The 20,276-nt window shown below is 62.0% G+C and carries 15 protein-coding genes; 7 read left to right on the forward strand and 8 right to left on the reverse strand.

Annotation, left to right across the window (positions count from 1 at the left end; genetic code table 11):
* Positions 1–81: 81 nt before the first annotated feature.
* On the reverse strand, positions 82–1,719 hold the full coding sequence (locus ACE4QZ_RS22210) for a 5-guanidino-2-oxopentanoate decarboxylase (protein ID WP_323600870.1): 1,638 nt from the start codon (positions 1,717–1,719) through the stop codon (positions 82–84).
* Between the two features lie 114 nt (positions 1,720–1,833).
* On the opposite strand from ACE4QZ_RS22210, the gene ACE4QZ_RS22215 reads away from it, so the two are divergent.
* Positions 1,834–2,709: a LysR substrate-binding domain-containing protein gene (locus ACE4QZ_RS22215; protein ID WP_021785776.1), complete on the forward strand. Its 876-nt coding sequence runs from the start codon at positions 1,834–1,836 to the stop codon at positions 2,707–2,709.
* A 154-nt stretch (positions 2,710–2,863) separates the two neighbouring features.
* On the opposite strand, the gene ACE4QZ_RS22220 is transcribed toward ACE4QZ_RS22215, so the two are convergent.
* The gene (locus ACE4QZ_RS22220; protein WP_021785777.1) at positions 2,864–3,733 is read right to left on the reverse strand and encodes an oxaloacetate decarboxylase; all 870 of its coding nucleotides are present in this window, start codon (positions 3,731–3,733) and stop codon (positions 2,864–2,866) included.
* A 383-nt stretch (positions 3,734–4,116) separates the two neighbouring features.
* On the opposite strand from ACE4QZ_RS22220, the gene ACE4QZ_RS22225 reads away from it, so the two are divergent.
* The gene (locus ACE4QZ_RS22225) at positions 4,117–5,568 is read left to right on the forward strand and encodes an MDR family MFS transporter (protein ID WP_392526237.1); all 1,452 of its coding nucleotides are present in this window, start codon (positions 4,117–4,119) and stop codon (positions 5,566–5,568) included.
* A 117-nt stretch (positions 5,569–5,685) separates the two neighbouring features.
* Here ACE4QZ_RS22225 and ttgR read toward each other — a convergent pair whose 3' ends face one another.
* Positions 5,686–6,318, reverse strand: a complete 633-nt coding sequence (gene ttgR, locus ACE4QZ_RS22230) for an efflux transport transcriptional regulator TtgR (protein ID WP_021785779.1) — start codon at positions 6,316–6,318, stop codon at positions 5,686–5,688.
* A gap of 257 nt (positions 6,319–6,575) precedes the next feature.
* On the opposite strand from ttgR, the gene ttgA reads away from it, so the two are divergent.
* The 5 genes from ttgA (at position 6,576) to ACE4QZ_RS22255 (ending at position 14,766) form a co-directional block, all read left to right on the forward strand.
* Entirely contained in the window at positions 6,576–7,730 is a 1,155-nt protein-coding gene (gene ttgA / locus ACE4QZ_RS22235) for a toluene efflux RND transporter periplasmic adaptor subunit TtgA (RefSeq protein WP_021785780.1), read from the forward strand.
* Between the two features lie 3 nt (positions 7,731–7,733).
* Positions 7,734–10,886, forward strand: coding sequence for a multidrug efflux RND transporter permease subunit TtgB (gene ttgB, locus ACE4QZ_RS22240; protein ID WP_021785781.1), 3,153 nt, complete (start codon positions 7,734–7,736; stop codon positions 10,884–10,886).
* Positions 10,883–12,337, forward strand: a complete 1,455-nt coding sequence (locus ACE4QZ_RS22245) for an AdeC/AdeK/OprM family multidrug efflux complex outer membrane factor (protein WP_021785782.1) — start codon at positions 10,883–10,885, stop codon at positions 12,335–12,337. Before ttgB ends, ACE4QZ_RS22245 begins: the two co-directional genes overlap by 4 nt.
* A gap of 405 nt (positions 12,338–12,742) precedes the next feature.
* Positions 12,743–13,999: an OprD family porin gene (locus ACE4QZ_RS22250; RefSeq protein ID WP_410480186.1), complete on the forward strand. Its 1,257-nt coding sequence runs from the start codon at positions 12,743–12,745 to the stop codon at positions 13,997–13,999.
* A gap of 242 nt (positions 14,000–14,241) precedes the next feature.
* The gene (locus ACE4QZ_RS22255) at positions 14,242–14,766 is read left to right on the forward strand and encodes a DUF962 domain-containing protein (protein WP_021785784.1); all 525 of its coding nucleotides are present in this window, start codon (positions 14,242–14,244) and stop codon (positions 14,764–14,766) included.
* An 82-nt stretch (positions 14,767–14,848) separates the two neighbouring features.
* Here ACE4QZ_RS22255 and pcaC read toward each other — a convergent pair whose 3' ends face one another.
* From pcaC to pcaF, 5 genes are all read right to left on the reverse strand, one after another.
* Positions 14,849–15,241, reverse strand: coding sequence for a 4-carboxymuconolactone decarboxylase (gene pcaC / locus ACE4QZ_RS22260; RefSeq protein ID WP_010952489.1), 393 nt, complete (start codon positions 15,239–15,241; stop codon positions 14,849–14,851).
* A gap of 10 nt (positions 15,242–15,251) precedes the next feature.
* Positions 15,252–16,043: a 3-oxoadipate enol-lactonase gene (gene pcaD / locus ACE4QZ_RS22265; protein WP_021785785.1), complete on the reverse strand. Its 792-nt coding sequence runs from the start codon at positions 16,041–16,043 to the stop codon at positions 15,252–15,254.
* An 11-nt stretch (positions 16,044–16,054) separates the two neighbouring features.
* On the reverse strand, positions 16,055–17,407 hold the full coding sequence (locus ACE4QZ_RS22270) for a 3-carboxy-cis,cis-muconate cycloisomerase (protein ID WP_135192505.1): 1,353 nt from the start codon (positions 17,405–17,407) through the stop codon (positions 16,055–16,057).
* A 9-nt stretch (positions 17,408–17,416) separates the two neighbouring features.
* Entirely contained in the window at positions 17,417–18,706 is a 1,290-nt protein-coding gene (locus ACE4QZ_RS22275) for an MFS family transporter (RefSeq protein ID WP_084850837.1), read from the reverse strand.
* A gap of 187 nt (positions 18,707–18,893) precedes the next feature.
* Complete coding sequence (gene pcaF, locus ACE4QZ_RS22280) at positions 18,894–20,099, reverse strand: 3-oxoadipyl-CoA thiolase (RefSeq protein ID WP_173401673.1); 1,206 nt, start codon at positions 20,097–20,099, stop codon at positions 18,894–18,896.
* Positions 20,100–20,276: the final 177 nt, after the last annotated feature.

Raw genomic sequence — 20,276 nt, forward strand, 5'->3', positions numbered from 1 at the left:
GCTCCTACAGGTTTTTGCACAGATGCGAAAATTGCGCGCTGCCTGCAGGCGCGAGAGGCCGATACAGGCAATCGCAATGCTTCACCCCAACACCGCGGCCTGCCACTGATTCTGGTCCACCTGAATCAAGGTCGGCCCCTTGCGCTCCGCCGCTTGCCCGAGCACGGCCTGCAATTGGGCGATATCGGCCACGTTCTCTGCTGCCGCGCCCAACGCCCGCGCCACGCCGATGAAATCCGGGGTATGGATATCCACCCCGACCGGCTCGATCGCCCGATTGACCATGTATTTCTTGATTTCCTCGTACCCCTGGTTATTCCACAGCAGTACGATCAGCGGGACCTGCGCCTCCACTGCACTGGCCAGTTCCGGCAGGGTGAACTGCAAACCACCATCACCAATCAGGCACACCGCCGGGGCGCGTTCGACGGCCTGCTCGGCACTGCCCAACCAAGCGCCCATGGCTGCTGGCAACGCGTAACCCAAGGTACCGTAGCCGGTCGAGGCGTTGAACCAGCGGCGTGGCTGCTCCATGTCGAGTGTCAGGTTGCCGGTGTACACAGGTTGGGTCGAGTCGCCCACCAGAATCGCATTCGGCAGGCGCTCCAGTATGGCGCTCAGCAAACGCGTCTGGCTCAGGGTGGGCTGGTCCCAGTCTGCCGCCAGGACCTTGCGCAGATTGGCCACGCGGGCCACGCCCCAAGTGCTTTCGTGCACTGGCTGCGGCTGGGCTTGCAGGGCACCGAGCAGCGCTTCGGCAGCCAGCTCGGCATCGGCTACCAGCGCCAGCTCCGGCAGATAATTGCGCACGGTCTGGTCCGGGTCGATGTCAATGCGCAGCAGACTGCCCGGGATCTCGAAGCCTCCCTTGAAGGTCACGTCATAATCGGTTTCGGCCAGTTCGGTGCCGATCGCCAGCACCACGTCAGCCTCGGCCACCAGCGCCCGTGTGGCCGGTAACGACTGGGTCGAGCCGATCTGCAATGGGTGGCTGGCAGGCAGCAAGCCTTTGGCATTGATGGTCAGCGCCACCGGGGCCTGAAGGTGTTCGGCCAGGCGTGCCAGCGCAGCGCCCGCAGCCAACGCCCCGCCACCGGCCAGAATCAGCGGCCGACGTGCACTGGCCAGTCGCTCAGCCATCTGCGCCACGGCCTGAGGTGCAGCCCCTGCCCGACTACCCCGTACAGGGCGTCCCGGCAGCAGGAAGTCGGCCGGTTCAACCAGCACATCGAGCGGGATTTCGATATGCACCGGGCGTGGCCGGGCACTGTCGAACACGGCAAATGCCCGGGCCAGCACCTGCGGCAAGTCGGCTGCACTCATCAAAGTGTGGGAAAACGCTGCCACACCCGATACCAGCGCCGCTTGGTTGGGCAGCTCGTGCAGCTTGCCACGGCCACCGCCCAACTGGTCACGGGACTGCACGCTGGAAATCACCAGCATCGGGATCGAGTCGGCATAGGCCTGGCCCATGGCAGTGGTGATATTGGTCATGCCCGGGCCGGTAATAATGAAGCACACCCCGGGTTTGCCGCGGGTGCGCGCATAGCCGTCAGCCATGAACCCGGCACCTTGCTCATGACGTGGGGTGATGTGGCGAATGGAAGAGCCCGCCAGGCCACGATAGAGCTCCACGGTATGTACACCGGGAATGCCGAAGACATGATCGACGCCATAGCCTTCAAGGAGTTTGACCAGTACTTCGCCGCAGGTTGCCATCAGGGATCACCATGAATCTTGTTGGGGTATGCCCTTATTGGACCCAAGCCACGGCTATCGCCACAATGTAAAAAAACACATACTAGCCATGTCCTGTGATCATGGCTTACTGCAATGAAACGCCTCCCACCCCTGCCTGCCCTGCACACATTTCTGGTCACCGCCCAGCACTGCAACTTCACCCGCGCAGGGCAGCAGTTGCACATCACCCAAGGCGCTGTCAGCCGCCAGATTGCAGCTCTCGAAGAACACCTGGGTTATGCCCTGTTCAAGCGCGAGGCCCGCGGGTTGAGCCTGACCCGTGAAGGCCTGGACTGGCTGCCGCGGGTGCAGCAGGTGTTCGCGCTGATCGAACAGGGGGTGCGCGAAGTGGGTGAGCACAGCACTACCTTGCAGCTCAAGGCACCCACCTGCGTGATGCGTTGGCTGCTACCGCGCCTGATGGAATGGCAGGCACTGCGCCCGGACGTACCGGTGGAGCTGACCACGACCGTGCAGCACGGGGTGGATTTGCGTCGCGAGGGCTTCGATGCAGCGGTGGTCTATGGCAATGCACCAAACCACGGGCTACATGTGCGCAAACTGTTCGATGAGCAACTGACCCCAGTGTGCGCTCCATCACTGCGTGAAGGGCCAGTGCCGTTGCAGCAGGTGGAAGACCTGGCCAGGCACATGCTGCTGCACCCCTCGCGAGATGAACACGACTGGCGGTTGTGGTTGCAGGCGGCTGGAGTGACGCTGGCCACACATGGACCCAAACAGCATTTCGAGACACTGGACATGGCGATGGCCATGGCTTCGCAGGGCACAGGGGTGGCGATCGGTGACTGGTCGCTGATTGGCGATGACCTGCGCGGTGGGCGGTTGTGCATGCCGTTTGCGCTGAAGGTGCTGACGGGCAAGGGGTATTACCTGGTGAGCCAGGCCAGAAGCTTGCCGCCGGGGTTGCTCGAATTACTGGACTGGCTGGAAGGCCAGGCCAGCCTGTGACAGCCCTTTCTCGGGGTCGCCCACAGGTATGCACATGCCTTGGGATCTGCGCGGTCCCAGTGGGAGCGGGCATGCCCGCGAAGCAGGCGACTCAATGGCCGACTGTGGAGTGCAAACTTGAGCGCCGTCCGTTGAATGGACGGCGCTCTGCCGATCACTCCTCGACGCTCATGTATTCCTTGGCCCAGCGAATGTAGTCTTCAGGCTGGGTGTAGGTGTGCGACAGCTCGGTGGCACTGAGGTTTTCCGACTTGTTCTGCCGACCACGCTGCAGCCGCAGGCAGTCGTAAGTGGCCTTGATTGCGGCAAAGTAAGCCGCATGGCCATCGACTACGATGCGCACGCCCAGACGCGCCAGGCGTTCGTCATCGCGCAGGTTCGGGTTGCCATAGGTGACCAGCATCAGCGGCACCGTCAGGTGCTCGGCAATCTGCTCGAGCTGCTCGAAGTCTTTGACCCCGACCATGCAAATGCCATCAGCGCCCGCTTTCTGGTAGCTCTGCGTACGCACGATGATTTCTTCGGTGCTGAGTACGCCCGCGTTGGTTCGGGCAATGATCGACAGGGACGAGTCGACCCGTGCCTCCAGCGCCGCACGGATCTTGCCAACACCCTCATCGACCGGAATCAGGTCGGTGGACTTGCGCCCGAACTGGGCGGGCAGAAGGGTGTCCTCGATGGTCAGTGCGGCCACACCGGCGCGCTCCAGTTCGATCACCGTACGCATCACGTTCAGTGCGTTGCCATAGCCGTGGTCGGCGTCCGCCAGTACCGGCAGTTGCGCGACCCGACCAATGCGGGTGGCCTGCTCGACGAACTCGCTGAGGGTGATCAGAGCGAAGTCCGGAGCAGCCAGCACCTGTAACGAAGCGACCGAACCGCCGAGGATACCGACTTCGAAGCCCAGGTCTGCGGCAATGCGTGCCGACATCGGGTCGAACACCGAGGCAGTGTGGAAACAGGAACCTGAAGCGAGCAGCTCGCGGAAGGCAAAACGCAGATCTTGGTGGGAAGCCTTGGGCATGATCACTCCGCAAAAAAAGTTGAAATTTGAACGGTAACTACCGACCCCTGTAATCGGGTCTACCTGACCTGTTCCAACCGTCGCCATCTGGGCGGTCATGCTCGACATGCAGGCAGAGGAATAAAAGGTGTGGGAGACAGCGTACTGAAAAACCTGCGGCAAAATGTTGCACCAAGCTGGTGCAAACCCCGAATTTCAGCCTCTGTGGCATACCAACGATATCACGCAGCCATGTCGCACTGGATGAATGCGCCAATGCCGATCTTGCATAGGGGATGCAGATAGTACATAGGAAGCTACCTAACTCAGGGTACAATTCGGGGGCTTCTCTGAGAGCAGGCTTGCCCGCGAAGGGGCTGCCGTAGACAAAACAAGGTATTCCCGTGACCGCCGCACTGCCCCCTACCTCCCTGCGCAACGTGCTCACCGCCCTCATGCTGGCCATCTTCCTTGGCGCTCTGGACCAGACCATCGTCGCCGTCTCGCTGCCCGCCATCTCGGCACAGTTCAGCGATGTCGGCATGCTGGCCTGGGTCATTTCCGGGTACATGGTGGCAATGACCGTGGCTGTGCCGATCTACGGCAAACTGGGCGACCTTTACGGCCGGCGCCGGATGATCCTCACCGGCATCAGCCTGTTCACCCTGGCTTCCATTGCCTGTGCAATGGCCCAGGACATGCAGCAACTGTTGCTGGCCCGGGTACTGCAGGGTATTGGCGCAGGCGGCATGGTCTCGGTGAGCCAGGCAATCATTGGCGACTTCGTACCCCCACGCGAACGCGGCCGCTACCAGGGCTACTTCAGCAGCATGTACGCCGCGGCCAGCGTGGCCGGGCCAGTGCTGGGCGGCTGGTTGACCGAGTACCTGTCGTGGCGCTGGGTGTTCTGGATCAACCTGCCGCTGGGGCTGGTCGCCTTGTGGTTCATACACCGAGCCCTCAGTGGCATGCCGCTGCAGCGTCGCGAGGCACGGGTAGACTACCTTGGCGCCGTGCTGTTGATCCTTGGCCTTGGCAGCCTGCTACTGGGCATCACCTTGGTGGGCCAGGGCCACGCCTGGGCCGACCCGGCCGTGCTGGCGCTGTTCGGCTGCGCCCTGCTGGGCCTGACGCTTTTCATCGCCCACGAACGCCGCTGCCCGGAGCCGCTGCTGCCGCTCAGCCTGTTCAGCAACCGGGTGGCGGTGCTGTGCTGGGCAGTGATCTTCTTCGCCAGTTTCCAGTCCATTTCCCTGACCATGCTCATGCCCTTGCGCTACCAAGGCATCACCGGCGCAGGTGCCGACAGCGCCGCCCTGCACCTGCTGCCGCTGGCCATGGGGCTGCCCTTGGGTGCCTTCACAGGTGGCCGCATGACCAGCCGGACCGGGCGCTACAAGCCGCAGATCCTGGCCGGTGCACTGCTGATGCCAGTGGCCATTTTCGCGATGGCACTGACTCCGCCGCAATCAGCGTTGCTCGGTGCGCTGTTCATGCTGCTTACCGGTATTGCCTGTGGGCTGCAATTTCCGACCTCGCTGGTGGGCACACAAAGCGCGGTGGCCAGCAAGGACATCGGCGTGGCCACCAGCACCACCAACCTGTTCCGCTCGCTGGGCGGAGCCATGGGCGTGGCGTGCATGTCCAGCCTGTTGCTGGCCCTGCTGCATCAGGGTGGTTTCGAACTGTCGGGTAATCCGTTGCTGGGGAGCTTGAAGGCCGCGGAGGTGGACCTGGTGACTCAGGGGCGGTTGCTGGACACGTTCAGGCAGTTGCTGATGGGGAGTGCACTTGTCGCGGTGCTGGGGCTGTTTGCGGCATTGGCTTTGCCCGACCGGCAATTGCGCGGCCGCTGAAGGCTACGCAGTCGCTGCAAGAGCCGCCTTGTGCTGCGCACAGCCGCAAGGCAGCCGCGCCCTTAATCCCCCCTTAACACAAAGGGGAAACACTCCCTCACAATCCTTAACAAAGTGTTATTTGCGCAGAGCCGGGCTCAAGCGCAGCATATCCAGCCCGGTGTCGACCCATTTTTCGACATCACCCAACAGATCGACACTGTCAGGCAGCAAGAGCCAGCGCCCGATCAGGCCATCGACATAGGCAAACATGGCCACCGCCGCGCGCTCGACATCCAGCTCGCCAGGCAACTGGCCCCGGCGCACGGCATTGGCCAGCGCCAGGGTGATGCCCTTGTGGCAATCCAGCACCGCACCCTGGCGCTGCTGGCGAATTTCACACATGTCATCGGTGAACTCGCACTTGTGATGCAGGATTTCATTGATACGGCGGGTTCGGGCATCGAGCACCAGCTCGTTGAACACCTGCAACAGCAGCTTGCGCATGCAGCCAAGCGGGTCGACTTCATCCTCGCTTTCGCTCGCGCGCGCCAAATGGTCATGGGTCTCGTGCAGGCTGTCGAGCAACGCCTGCACCAGCTCGGCCTTGTTGTTGAAGTGCCAGTAGATCGCCCCCCGCGTCACACCCGCCAGTTCGGCGATGTCGGCCAGGGTGGTTCGCGCAACCCCGCGCTTGTAGAAGGCCTTTTCCGCCGCCTCGATGATCTGGGCGCGGGTTTCCTGGGCTTCTTCTTTGGTTCGACGGACCATGGCAGTACAACCTCATCTGGCCCGAACGCGCAGCGCGTGCGGGGAACGCTCCGGGGAACCTCTGCTGGGGGCCTCTCGGATGAACTAATCAAGCGCTGAGGCAGTACCTGAGTACAGCTCAGCAGTATTTACAAACAACCATGAATGTAAGTATATTCCTTAGCAAGCTATTTATCCACCGGATAGCATTTTTTCCAGATCAAGATCTCTTCCATTACTCTTGAGCGTCTCCCTGCTCCAGCGACCCGAGGATCCTCATGCAATTCAAGCCAGCCGTTACCGCTCTGGTTTCCGCCGTCGCCCTGGCAACCTTGCTCAGTGGCTGTAAGAAAGAAGAAGCAGCGCCAGCGGCGCAGGCTCCTCAGGTCGGCGTCGTGACCATCCAGCCGCAAGCCTTCACCCTCACCTCGGAATTGCCGGGGCGTACCAGTGCCTACCGCGTCGCCGAAGTGCGCCCGCAGGTCAACGGCATCATCCTCAAACGCCTGTTCAAGGAAGGCAGTGAGGTCAAGGAAGGCCAGCAGCTGTATCAGATCGACCCTGCCGTATACGAAGCCACCCTGGCCAATGCCAAGGCCAACCTGCTGGCTACACGCTCGCTGGCCGAACGCTACAAGCAACTGATTGACGAGCAGGCCGTCTCCAAACAGGAATATGACGACGCCAATGCCAAACGATTGCAGGCCGAGGCTGCGCTCAAGAGCGCACAGATCGACCTGCGCTACACCAAGGTTCTGGCGCCGATCAGCGGCCGTATCGGCCGTTCTTCGTTCACCGAAGGTGCACTGGTGAGCAATGGTCAGACCGATGCCATGGCCACCATCCAGCAGCTCGACCCTATTTATGTCGACGTTACCCAGTCCACCGCCGAGCTGCTCAAGCTGCGCCGTGACCTGGAAAGCGGCCAGTTGAAGAAGGCCGGCGACAACGCCGCCTCGGTTCAGCTGGTATTGGAAGACGGCAGCCTGTTCAAACAGGAAGGCCGCCTGGAGTTCTCCGAAGTCGCGGTGGACGAGACCACAGGCTCAGTGACCCTGCGCGCCCTGTTCCCCAACCCCGATCACACCCTGCTGCCAGGCATGTTCGTGCATGCGCGGCTCAAGGCCGGTGTCAACGCCAACGCCATCCTGGCACCGCAACAAGGCGTGACCCGCGACCTCAAGGGCGCACCAACCGCCCTGGTGGTCAACCAGGAGAACAAGGTCGAACTGCGCCAGCTCAAGGCCAGCCGCACCTTGGGTAGCGACTGGCTGATCGAGGAAGGCCTCAACCCGGGTGACCGCCTGATCACCGAAGGGCTGCAGTACGTGCGCCCAGGCGTTGAGGTGAAGGTCAGCGAAGCCACCAACGTCAAGAAGCCGGCCGGCCCTGATCAGGCCAGCGCGGCAAAAGCAGACGCCAAAGCGGAGTAAACCATGTCGAAGTTCTTTATCGATCGCCCGATCTTCGCCTGGGTGATCGCCTTGGTGATCATGCTGGTCGGGGCCTTGTCGATCCTGAAGCTGCCGATCAACCAGTACCCCAGTATCGCGCCGCCGGCCATCGCCATCGCCGTGACCTACCCGGGCGCCTCGGCGCAAACCGTGCAGGACACCGTGGTGCAGGTGATCGAGCAGCAGCTCAACGGTATCGACAACCTGCGTTATGTGTCGTCGGAAAGTAACTCCGACGGCAGCATGACCATTACCGCCACCTTCGAACAGGGTACCAACCCCGACACCGCGCAGGTACAGGTACAGAACAAGCTGAACCTGGCTACCCCGCTGCTGCCGCAGGAAGTGCAGCAACAAGGTATCCGGGTCACCAAAGCAGTGAAGAACTTCCTGCTGGTGATCGGCCTGGTCTCCGAAGACGGCAGCATGACCAAGGACGACCTGGCCAACTACATCGTCTCGAACATGCAGGACCCGATCTCGCGTACTGCGGGTGTGGGTGACTTCCAGGTGTTCGGTGCGCAGTACGCCATGCGTATCTGGCTCGATCCGGCCAAGCTGAACAAGTTCCAGCTGACCCCGGTCGACGTCAAGACAGCTGTCGCCGCCCAGAACGTGCAGGTGTCTTCCGGCCAGCTCGGCGGCCTGCCAGCCCTGCCGGGCACCCAGCTTAACGCCACCATCATCGGCAAGACCCGCCTGCAAACCGCCGAGCAGTTCGAGAACATTCTGCTCAAGGTCAATAAAGACGGTTCACAGGTGCGTCTGGGTGACGTCGCCCAAGTGGGCCTGGGGGGTGAAAACTACGCAGTCAGCGCCCAGTTCAACGGCAAGCCGGCCTCCGGCCTGGCGGTAAAACTGGCAACCGGCGCCAACGCCCTGGACACCGCCAAGGCACTGCGCGAGACCATCAAAAGCCTGGAACCGTTCTTCCCGCCGGGGGTCAAGGCGGTATTCCCGTATGACACCACCCCAGTGGTCACCGAATCGATCAGCGGCGTGATCCACACCCTGATCGAAGCCGTGGTTCTGGTGTTCCTGGTGATGTACCTGTTCCTGCAGAACTTCCGCGCCACCATCATCACCACCATGACCGTACCGGTCGTATTGCTGGGTACCTTCGGCATCCTTGCCGCTGCAGGCTTCAGCATCAACACACTGACCATGTTCGCCATGGTATTGGCCATCGGCTTGCTGGTGGACGACGCCATCGTCGTGGTGGAGAACGTCGAGCGGGTAATGTCCGAGGAAGGCTTGCCACCCAAGGAAGCGACCAAGCGCTCGATGGAACAGATCCAGGGCGCCCTGGTGGGTATCGCCCTGGTGCTCTCGGCGGTACTGCTGCCCATGGCGTTCTTCGGCGGTTCCACGGGTGTCATCTACCGGCAGTTCTCCATCACCATCGTCTCGGCCATGGGTCTGTCGGTGCTGGTTGCGCTTATCTTCACCCCGGCGCTTTGCGCAACCATGCTCAAGCCGCTGAAGAAGGGCGAGCACCACACCGCCAAAGGCGGGTTCTTCGGCTGGTTCAACCGCAACTTCGACCGCAGCGTCAATGGCTACGAGCGCAGTGTCGGCACCATCCTGCGCAACAAGGTGCCATTCCTGCTGGCCTATGCACTGATCGTGGTCGGCATGATCTGGCTGTTCGCCCGCATCCCTACCGCGTTCCTGCCGGAAGAAGACCAAGGCGTACTGTTCGCCCAGGTGCAGACCCCGGCCGGCTCCAGTGCCGAACGCACGCAGGCCGTGGTCGACCAGATGCGCGAATACCTGCTCAAGGACGAAGCCGATACCGTATCGTCGGTATTCACCGTCAACGGTTTCAACTTCGCAGGCCGCGGCCAGAGCTCGGGCATGGCATTCATCATGCTCAAACCATGGGATGAGCGCTCGAAGGAGAACAGCGTGTTCGCGCTGGCACAGCGTGCCCAGCAGCACTTCTTCACCTTCCGTGATGCAATGGTGTTCGCCTTCGCCCCGCCAGCGGTGCTTGAACTGGGTAACGCCACCGGCTTCGACGTGTTCCTTCAGGACCGCGGCGGTGTCGGCCACGAGAAGTTGATGGAGGCGCGCAACCAGTTCCTGGCCAAAGCCGCGCAGAGCAAGATCCTCAGCGCCGTGCGACCGAACGGCCTGAACGATGAACCGCAGTACCAGCTGACCATTGATGACGAACGTGCCAGCGCCTTGGGCGTGACCATTGCCGACATCAACAACACCCTGTCGATTGCGCTGGGCGCCAGCTACGTCAACGACTTCATCGACCGTGGCCGGGTCAAGAAGGTGTACATCCAGGGCGAACCAAGCGCGCGGATGAGCCCGGAAGACCTGCAAAAATGGTACGTGCGCAACGGCGCAGGCGAGATGGTGCCGTTCTCCTCCTTCGCCAAAGGCGAATGGACCTACGGCTCGCCAAAGCTGTCGCGTTACAACGGTGTCGAAGCGATGGAAATCCTCGGTGCACCGGCGCCTGGCTACAGTACCGGTGAAGCCATGGCCGAGGTCGAGCGCATTGCTGGCGAGCTGCCAAGCGGTATCGGCTTCTCCTGGACCGGCATGTCCTACGAGGAAAAACTCTCCGGCTCGCAGATGCCGGCGCTGTTCGCCCTCTCGGTACTGTTCGTGTTCCTGTGCCTGGCAGCCCTGTACGAAAGCTGGTCGATCCCGATCGCTGTGGTGCTGGTAGTACCGCTGGGTATCATCGGTGCACTGATCGCCACCAGCCTGCGCGGCCTGTCCAACGACGTGTACTTCCTTGTTGGCCTGTTGACCACCATCGGTCTTGCGGCGAAAAACGCCATTCTGATCGTCGAGTTCGCCAAGGAGCTGCACGAACAAGGCCGTAGCCTGTACGACTCAGCGATCGAGGCGTGCCGCATGCGTCTTCGCCCGATCATCATGACCTCGCTGGCGTTCATCCTGGGCGTGGTACCGTTGACGATCGCCAGCGGCGCTGGCGCCGGCAGCCAGCACGCCATCGGTACTGGCGTGATCGGCGGCATGATCAGTGCGACCGTGCTGGCTATCTTCTGGGTACCACTGTTCTTCGTCGCAGTGTCGTCACTGTTCGGCAGCAAAGAGCCGGAAAAAGACGTCACCCCTGAAAATCCACGTTATGAGGCTGGGCAATGACCAAGTCTTTGTTGTCCCTGGCGGTAACCGCTTTCATTCTTGGCGGCTGCTCGCTGATCCCTGATTACCAGACCCCGGAGGCGCCGGTGGCTGCGCAGTGGCCGCAAGGCCCTGCCTATTCGCCGACGCAATCGGCGGATGTTGCCGCTGCTGAACAGGGCTGGCGCCAGTTCTTCCACGACCCGGCGCTGCAACAGCTGATCCAGACCTCGCTGGTCAATAACCGCGACCTGCGGGTCGCGGCGCTGAACCTCGACGCCTATCGTGCGCAATACCGCATTCAGCGCGCCGACCTGTTCCCGGCGGTTTCGGCCACCGGCAGCGGCAGCCGCCAGCGTGTCCCGGCGAACATGTCGCAAACAGGCGAATCTGGCATCACCAGCCAGTACTCGGCCACTTTGGGTGTCAGCGCCTACGAGCTGGACCTGTTCGGCCGTGTGCGCAGCCTGACCGAGCAGGCCCTGGAAACCTACCTCTCCAGCGAGCAGGCGCGTCGTTCCACGCAAATCGCCCTGGTAGCCAGCGTGGCAAACGCCTACTACACCTGGCAGGCCGACCAGGCCCTGTTCAAGCTGACCGAAGAAACGCTGAAGACCTACGAGGAAAGCTACAACCTCACCCGTCGCAGTAATGAAGTCGGCGTGGCCTCGGCCCTGGACGTCAGCCAGGCGCGCACCGCCGTGGAAGGCGCCCGGGTCAAGTACTCGCAGTACCAGCGCTTGGTCGCCCAGGACGTCAACAGCCTGACTGTGCTGCTGGGTACCGGCATTCCTGCCGACCTGGCCAAGCCGCTGGCGCTCGATGACGACCAACTGGCCGAAGTACCCGCCGGGCTGCCATCGGATATCCTCCAGCGTCGCCCGGACATCCAGGAAGCCGAGCACCTGCTCAAGGCCGCCAACGCCAACATTGGCGCAGCCCGCGCAGCGTTCTTCCCAAGCATCAGCCTGACCGCCAACGCCGGCAGCCTGAGCCCCGACATGGGCCACCTGTTCTCGGGCGGCCAGGGCACCTGGCTGTTCCAGCCGCAGATCAACCTGCCGATCTTCAACGCCGGCAGCTTGAAAGCCAGCCTGGACTACTCGAAGATCCAGAAGGACATCAACGTCGCCAAGTACGAAAAAACCATCCAGACCGCCTTCCAGGAAGTCTCCGATGGCTTGGCGGCGCGCAAGACCTTCGACGAGCAGTTGCAGGCCCAGCGTGACCTGGTGCAGGCAAACCAGGACTACTACCGCCTGGCCGAACGCCGTTACCGCATCGGGATTGACAGCAACCTGACCTTCCTCGATGCCCAACGCAACCTGTTCAGTGCCCAGCAAGCTCTGATCGGAGACCGCCTGTCGCAGCTGACCAGCGAAGTCAACCTGTACAAGGCGCTCGGCGGTGGCTGGTACGAGCAGACCGGTCAGGAAAACCAGCAGGCTTCGGTGGAAACACCGAAAGGCTGATCGGCCTTGTTACAGCACAAGCCCACCCTTAGCGGTGGGCTTTGCTTTTTTACTGCCTGTGCCGGCCAATATCCCCCGGTGATTCACCGTCGCAGCCACCACCGTATTCGCGGGTGAACCCGCTCCTACACAGATCGTGTGGTGGACACATATCGGTGGTTGGGCGCAAGCCGTTGTAGGAGCGGGTTTATCCGCGAAGAGGCCAGCACAGGAGACTTATTAACCAACCAGAACATTCCGTTCGATTATCGCCCCGTTCCGTTTGCGGCGAATTGCCTCACCCCCGCACAACCCCGCACCATCCCCTCCACGCAACGTTGCCCAAGTTCATCAAAAAGACCCGCACCTGCAGGCCTGATCCTGCAGTGCAACAGCTCGACCATAAAAACAAGAGATCCACGACAGATGAGCATTTCGCTACCCGCACGCCAGCTGCTGCCCGGCCTGTTGGCCATGTCCTGCGCCCTCCCCGTGTTCGCCGCCAACGAAGGCGGTTTCATCGAGGACGCCAAGGCCACCCTCAACCTGCGCAACTTCTACATCAACCGCAACTTCGTTGACCCGGCCCACCCACAGGGCAAGGCCGAGGAATGGACGCAAAGTTTCATCCTCGATGCCCGTTCCGGTTTCACCCAGGGCACGGTCGGCTTCGGCGTGGACGTACTGGGGCTCTACTCGGTCAAGCTCGACGGCGGCAGAGGCACCACCAACACTCACTTGCTACCTGTGCATGACGACGGGCGCCCGGCCGATGACTTCGGCAGGCTGGGTGTGGCGCTGAAAGCCAAGCTGTCCGAAACCGAGCTGAAAGTCGGTGAATGGATGCCGGTACTGCCAATCCTGCGTTCAGACGATGGTCGCTCGTTGCCGCAAACATTCCGCGGTGGTCAACTGACCTCCAGGGAAATCGCCGGCCTGACCCTGTATGCCGGCCAGTTCCGCGGCAACAGCCCGCGCAACGATGCCAGCATGGAAGACATGTCGCTCAACGGCAAAGCTGCCTTCACCTCCGACCGTTTCAATTTCGGCGGCGGTGAGTACAGCTTCAACGACAAGCGCACCATGATCGGCCTGTGGGATGCCCAGCTCAAGGACATCTACCGCCAGCAGTACCTCAACCTGACGCACAGCCAGCCGCTGGGCGACTGGACGCTGGGCGCCAACCTGGGCTACTTCATCGGCAAGGAAGATGGTGCCGAACGGGCCGGCAAGCTGGACAACCGCACCGCCTCCGCCTTGCTTTCGGCGCGCTACCAAGGCCACACCTTTTACGTTGGCCTGCAGAAGGTCAGCGGCGACGATGCCTGGATGCGGGTCAATGGCACCAGTGGCGGTACCCTGGCCAACGACAGCTACAATTCAAGCTTCGACAATGCCAAGGAGCGTTCCTGGCAGGTTCGCCATGACTTCAACTTCGCCACCGTCGGCGTACCCGGCCTGACCCTGATGAACCGCTATATCAAGGGTGAAAACTTCACCGTGGGCAGCGTGGACGATGGCAAGGAATGGGCGCGGGAAACAGAGCTGGCCTATGTGGTGCAGTCGGGCAGTTTCAAGGACCTGTCGGTGAAATGGCGCAACTCGACAATGCGTCGCGACTTCAGCACCAACGCGTTCGATGAGAACCGCTTGATTGTGAGTTATCCGCTGAATCTTCTGTGAATCAGATGGCCTCTTCGCGGATAAACTCGCGAAGAGGCCAGTCTCCCCCTCAAGTGACCTAACGCTATAAACATTCATGCACCTTCTTCGGGGGCATGATTTGCTGCAGCTGAATAAAACCCTGCCATGAATTTGCCAGTGCGAACTGCCACCATTCGCTGAGCTGATGATGGTGGTGACGGCGGACTATCCTGATCACTATCGGGTACAGGTGAAACCAAGCAGAACAGGGAGGCACAACAATGAAAACCCTCGTCGACCACCTGAGCCAATACGCCAACTACCACCGCGACCCGCGCAACATCGCCACCCACTTCGTCGGTATTCCCATGATCGTACTGGCAGTCACCATCCTGCTTTCACGCCCAGGCTGGGAGATGGCTGGCATGTGGCTGTCCCCTGCCCTGGTGGCAGCGGCGGCGTCGGTGTGGTTCTACCTGCGCCTGGACCTGCGCTTCGGGCTGGTGATGGGGCTGTTGCTGGGGCTGTGCCTGTGGGTCGGTGAGGTGCTGGCAGTGCAGTCGACAACACTATGGCTCGGCGCCGGGCTGGGGGCGTTCGTGGTGGGCTGGGTCATCCAGTTCATCGGCCATTACTACGAAGGCCGCAAGCCGGCATTTGTCGACGACCTGAGTGGCCTGATCATCGGGCCACTGTTCGTGGTGGCCGAAGCTGCGTTCATGTTGGGCCTGTGCCCGACGCTGAAGCATGCCGTAGAAACCAACGCCGGCCCGGTTGCCATGCGGGAGAAAAAGGCATCGGTTTAAGGGCCATCGCGGGCAAGGTCCCGGCCACAGGTCTGCAGGGTTATGCAGGACCTGTGGCAGGGAGCTTGCCCGCGAACACGATTTACTGGCGCGACTCTACGCCAAGCTCATCCCACACCGACTCAGCCAAGTGGAACGTGGCATTGGCCGCCGGAATGCCGCAGTAGATCGCGCTCTGCATCAGCACTTCCTTGATCTCGTCGCGGGTCACGCCGTTGTTGGCTGCGGCGCGCAGGTGAAGCTTCAGTTCGTCGTTGCGGTTCATGCCGATCAGCATGGCGATGGTGATCAGGCTGCGGGTATGGCGCGGCAGCCCCGGGCGGGTCCAGATGTCACCCCAGGCGTGGCGGGTGATCATTTCCTGAAACTCGCCATTGAAGTCGTTGAGTTTCTCCAGGCTGCGGTCCACGTGGGCATCGCCCAGCACTGCGCGGCGCACTTGCATGCCAGCGTCGTAACGTTGTTTCTCGTCCATGGCATTGTCCTCAGTGAGCCAGCAGGAAATCGAGCACGCGGCGGCTGAAGGCCTCGCCAATCTCGACATTGGACAGGTGCGCAGCCGGGAAGTCGACGTACTCGGCACCTTGGATACCGGCCTGCATGAAGCGGCCATGCTCAGGGGTGGTCACTACGTCTTCAGTACCGGCAACGATCAGCGCAGGCACCTGGATGCGGCCCAGTTGCTCACGATAATCAGCGTCACGTACCGCTGCGCAGTTGCCGGCATAGCCTTGCGGGCTGGTTTGCGCCAGCATCTGACAGATACGCTGAGCCTGCTCCGGCTGTGCCTGGGCAAAACCTGGGGTGAACCAGCGGGCGATGGAGGCATCGCGCAGGTCGACCATGGCCTGCTGGCCACCTTTGAGCACAGTGTCGATACGGGTGTTCCATACCTCGTCGTTGGCGATCTTAGCGGCCGTGTTGCACAGGGTCAGGCTGCGCAGGCGCTCACCTGCATTGATGCCCAGCCACTGGCCGATCAGCCCGCCCATCGACAGGCCGACGAAGTGAGCCTTCTGGATGTCCAGCCCGTCGAGCAGGGCCAGCACGTCGCGGCCCAGCTGTTCGATGCTGTAAGGGCCTTCAGTGACCAGCGATGCACCGTGACCGCGGGTGTCGTAACGCAGCACCCTGAAGTGCTGGCTCCACAACGGAATCTGGGTGTCCCACATGCCCAGGTCGGTACCCAGCGAGTTGGACAGGACCAGCACCGGGGCGTCTTCCGGGCCATCGATCTGATAATTCAAAACGCCATCGGCCAGTTGCAAGTGCGCCACAGCGGTCTCCTTCAGGCAGTGAAACGTTGATGTTCGGACACGGCGCGCGCCACCCAGACGCGGGCCTGGCCCAGGTAATGGGCAGGGTCGAGCAGGCGATCGAGTTCTTCGCCAGACAGCTCGGCGCTGACCTGCGGTTCGTCACCCAGCACGGCACGCAGGTGCCGTTGTTCGGCTACCGCGCGCTGGCAGCATTGTTCCAGCAGGTGGTGGGCACGGTCGCGCCCCAGGCGCTGGGCAAGGACAATGCTCACCGCTTCGGCCAGCACCAGGCCTTGTGTCAGGTCGAGGTTATGGCGCATGCGCGCGGCATCCACCTCCATACCCTCGGCAATCATTTGAGCCTGGCGCAGGGCGCCAGAGACCAGGCAGCAGATATCCGGCAAGGTTTCCCACTCGGCATGCCATAGGCCCAGGCTGCGTTCGTGCTCCTGGGGCATGGCCGCGAACAGCGTCGACAGCAGGCCCGGCACGCGGGTTGCGGCACCGATCAACACGGCAGCACCCACCGGGTTGCGCTTGTGTGGCATGGTCGAAGACCCACCCTTGCCCGGCGCAGAAGGCTCAAACACCTCCCCCGCCTCGGTTTGCATCAGCAAGCTGATATCGCGGCCGAACTTGCCCAGGCTGCCGGCAACCAGGCCCAGTACCGAGGCAAACTCCACCAGGCGGTCACGCTGGGTGTGCCAGGGCTGTTCGGGCAGGGACAGTTTGAGCTGTTCGGCCAGCGCTTCGGCCACCGGCATCGCCTTGCTGCCCAAGGCCGCCAGGCTGCCCGAGGCTCCGCCGAACTGCAGGACCAGCAGGCGCGGGCGCAGTTCATGCAGGCGCTGACGGTGGCGGGTCAAAGCACCCAGTACACCGGCCAGCTTCATGCCCAGGGTCACCGGGGTAGCATGCTGCAACCAGGTACGCCCCACCAATGGCGTATCGGCATGCTTCAACGCCTGCTGCGACAGGGTATCAGCCAGCTTGCCAAGGTCAGCCTCGATCAAGTCCAGGGCATCGCGCAACTGCAGAACCAGACCGGTGTCCATCGCATCCTGGCTGGTCGCCCCAAGGTGCACATAGCGCTCAGCTTCAGGTACGCCAGTGGCGATCACTTTGCCCAACGCTTTCACCAACGGAATTGCCGAGTTGCCAGCGATCGCAATGGCATTGGCCAGTGCGCCGACGTCATAGCGCTCGGCCTGGCATGCCGCCTCGATGGCCGCCACCGCGGCGTGCGGGACCAAACCGGTAGAGGCTTCGGCACGGGCAAGCGCTGCTTCGAAATCCAGCATGCCCTGCAGGCGGCCACGGTCGGAGAAAATCTCGCGCATGGCCGGCGCGGTGAAATAGGCGTCGAACAGTTGGTTGCTCATGCAGCGTCCTTAATCATCATGGTGCAGATACACCGCCTGCTTCGGCAGGCGCAGGCTGAACAGGAAAGCAATCGCCATCATCGCCGTCACGTACCAGTAGAAAGTGTTTTCCATCCCCAGGGTTTTCAGACCCAGGGCCACATATTCGGCCGAACCGCCGAATGCTGCGTTGGCCACCGCATAGGCCAGGCCCACCCCCAGTGCACGCACCTGTGGCGGGAACATTTCGGCTTTCACCAGGCCGCTGATCGAGGTGTAGAAACTGACGATACACAGGGCCAGGCTGATCAGCACGAAGGCCATGAGCGGGCTGGTCACGGTTTTCAGTGCCATCAGCAGCGGCACGGTGAACAAGGTACCGAGCGCGCCGAACAGCAGCATCGAATTGCGCCGACCGATACGGTCGGACAGCATGCCGAAGAACGGCTGTACCACCATGAACAGGAACAATGCTCCGGTCATCACGTAGCTGGCGTTCTTGGCTGTCATGCCCGCAGTGTTGACCAGGTATTTCTGCATATAAGTGGTGAAAGTATAGAAAATCAGCGAGCCACCAGCGGTGTAACCCAATACTGTGATGAACGCCGCTGCGTGATTGCGGAACAGGCCACCGATCGAACCTGCATCCTTGTCATTGCGGGCTTCGGCGCTACTGGTCTCGTGCAGCGAACGGCGCAGCATCAACGAGATCAGGGCGGCGATGGCCCCCACCACGAAAGGAATGCGCCAGCCCCAGGCCCGCAGTTCATCTTCAGTCAGCAGCTGTTGCAGGATCACCACGACCAGTACCGCCAGCAACTGGCCGCCAATCAGGGTGACGTACTGGAACGAAGCAAAGAAGCCGCGCTGCCCACGCAGGGCCACTTCACTCATGTAGGTGGCCGTGGTGCCGTATTCGCCCCCAACCGACAGGCCCTGGATCAGGCGAGCCAGCAATAGCAGCGCCGGTGCCCAGGTGCCGATGCTGGCATAGGTGGGCAGGCAAGCGATCATCAGGGAGCCGAAGCACATCATCAGCACCGAGATCATCAGGGAATTCTTGCGACCATGGCGGTCGGCGAGGCGGCCGAAGATCCAGCCACCGATTGGGCGCATCAGGAAACCTGCGGCGAATACACCAGCCGTGTTCAACAACTGCACGGTGGGATCGTCCGAGGGGAAGAAGGCCGGGGCGAAGTAGATCGCACAGAAGGCGTAGACGTAGAAGTCGAACCATTCCACCAGGTTGCCTGACGAGGCACCGACGATAGCGAAGATGCGCTTGCTGCGTTCTTCGCCAGTGTAATAGGTTGAAGTCATGACGGTTTTACTCCTGGAGGGTACTAGGTAAATCTAGACATACCTGGTAACACACTCGTTCCGCTATCTGGCTGGCAATTGGCCTTATGTCTCACAGGACAGGCCTCTTCGCGGGCGAGCCCGCTCCCACAGGTGATTGCGTGGATCCCTGTGGGAGCTGGCTTGCCCGCGAAGAGGCCGGTACAGGTCAAACCCGCTCGATGGCCAGTGCCAGACCTTGGCCAACGCCCACACACATGGTCGCCAGGCCTTTACGCCCACCACTCTTCTCCAGCTGGTGCAGCGCAGTCAGCACCAGGCGCGCACCGCTCATGCCCAGCGGGTGGCCCAGGGCAATGGCGCCGCCATTAGGGTTTACCTGTGGCGCATCGTCAGCGACACCCAGCTCACGCAGCACTGCCAGGCCTTGGCTGGCAAACGCCTCGTTAAGCTCGATCACGTCGAAATCACTTACCGCCACCCCCAGACGCTCAGTCAGCTTGCGCACCGCCGGCACCGGGCCAATGCCCATGACACGTGGAGCAACGCCGCCGCTGGCCATGCCCAAAACGCGGGCGCGCGGGGTCAGGCCGTGCTTCTTCACCGCAGCGGCCGAGGCCAGGATCATCGCCGCGGCACCGTCGTTCACGCCCGAGGCGTTGCCGGCGGTGACCGTCTTGTCCGGACCGTTGACCGGTTTGAGCTTGGTCAGCGCCTCCAGAGTGGTTTCCGGGCGCAGGTGTTCGTCACGTTCGACGATGATTTCGCCCTTCTTGTGAGCGATACGCACCGGCACAATTTCTTCGGCGAAGAAGCCGGCAGCCTGCGCAGCAGCAGCCTTTTGCTGACTGCGCAGGGCGAACGCGTCCTGGTCAGCACGCGAAACCTGATAGTCATCAGCCACGTTGTCGGCGGTTTCCGGCATGGAATCCACACCATACTGGCTCTTCATCAGCGGGTTGATGAAACGCCAGCCAATGGTGGTGTCTTCCAGCTTCATGTTGCGCGAATAGGCGCTTTCAGCCTTGCCCATGACGAACGGGGCGCGCGACATCGACTCGACGCCACCGGCAATCACCAGTTCCATCTCGCCGCTGGCGATGGCGCGGAAAGCAGTGCCGATGGCATCCATGCCCGACGCACACAGGCGGTTCAGGGTGACACCCGGGATGCTTTCCGGCAGGCCGGCCAGCAGCAGTGCCATGCGGGCCACGTTGCGGTTGTCTTCACCGGCCTGGTTGGCGCAGCCGAAGAACACTTCGTCTACCTGGTCCCACTGCACGCCTGGGTTGCGCTCTACCAGCGCCTTCAGCGGCACCGCTGCCAGGTCGTCGGCCCGCACGCTGGCCAGGGCGCCGCCGAAGCGGCCGATGGGGGTACGGATGGCGTCACAGATGAATACGTCGTGCATCAGGCTTCTCCTGCCAGCTGGCCATGGGCCGCGGCGGTACGGGCGTCGAGGTCACACATGGTGGACAGCTCGATTTGGGTGGATTCGGAAATGGTCTGCGCGTGGCATTTGGAGGCTCCTGGTCAGGGTGCTTCGATAAACCCAGATTAAGGAGACTGGTGGGTACCTTACAATCCGATA

The organism is Pseudomonas sp. DCA-1 (genome assembly GCF_046523955.1).
Lineage (GTDB): Bacteria > Pseudomonadota > Gammaproteobacteria > Pseudomonadales > Pseudomonadaceae > Aquipseudomonas > Aquipseudomonas putida_Y.

Coding starts and splice junctions, on each gene's coding strand:
- ACE4QZ_RS22210 (WP_323600870.1), bottom strand. CDS start 1,719: ATGGCAACCTGCGGCGAAGTACTGGTCAAACTCCTTGAAGGCTATGGC.
- ACE4QZ_RS22215 (WP_021785776.1), top strand. CDS start 1,834: ATGAAACGCCTCCCACCCCTGCCTGCCCTGCACACATTTCTGGTCACC.
- ACE4QZ_RS22220 (WP_021785777.1), bottom strand. CDS start 3,733: ATGCCCAAGGCTTCCCACCAAGATCTGCGTTTTGCCTTCCGCGAGCTG.
- ttgR (WP_021785779.1), bottom strand. CDS start 6,318: ATGGTCCGTCGAACCAAAGAAGAAGCCCAGGAAACCCGCGCCCAGATC.
- ttgA (WP_021785780.1), top strand. CDS start 6,576: ATGCAATTCAAGCCAGCCGTTACCGCTCTGGTTTCCGCCGTCGCCCTG.
- ttgB (WP_021785781.1), top strand. CDS start 7,734: ATGTCGAAGTTCTTTATCGATCGCCCGATCTTCGCCTGGGTGATCGCC.
- ACE4QZ_RS22245 (WP_021785782.1), top strand. CDS start 10,883: ATGACCAAGTCTTTGTTGTCCCTGGCGGTAACCGCTTTCATTCTTGGC.
- ACE4QZ_RS22250 (WP_410480186.1), top strand. CDS start 12,743: ATGAGCATTTCGCTACCCGCACGCCAGCTGCTGCCCGGCCTGTTGGCC.
- ACE4QZ_RS22255 (WP_021785784.1), top strand. CDS start 14,242: ATGAAAACCCTCGTCGACCACCTGAGCCAATACGCCAACTACCACCGC.
- pcaC (WP_010952489.1), bottom strand. CDS start 15,241: ATGGACGAGAAACAACGTTACGACGCTGGCATGCAAGTGCGCCGCGCA.
- ACE4QZ_RS22270 (WP_135192505.1), bottom strand. CDS start 17,407: ATGAGCAACCAACTGTTCGACGCCTATTTCACCGCGCCGGCCATGCGC.
- ACE4QZ_RS22275 (WP_084850837.1), bottom strand. CDS start 18,706: ATGACTTCAACCTATTACACTGGCGAAGAACGCAGCAAGCGCATCTTC.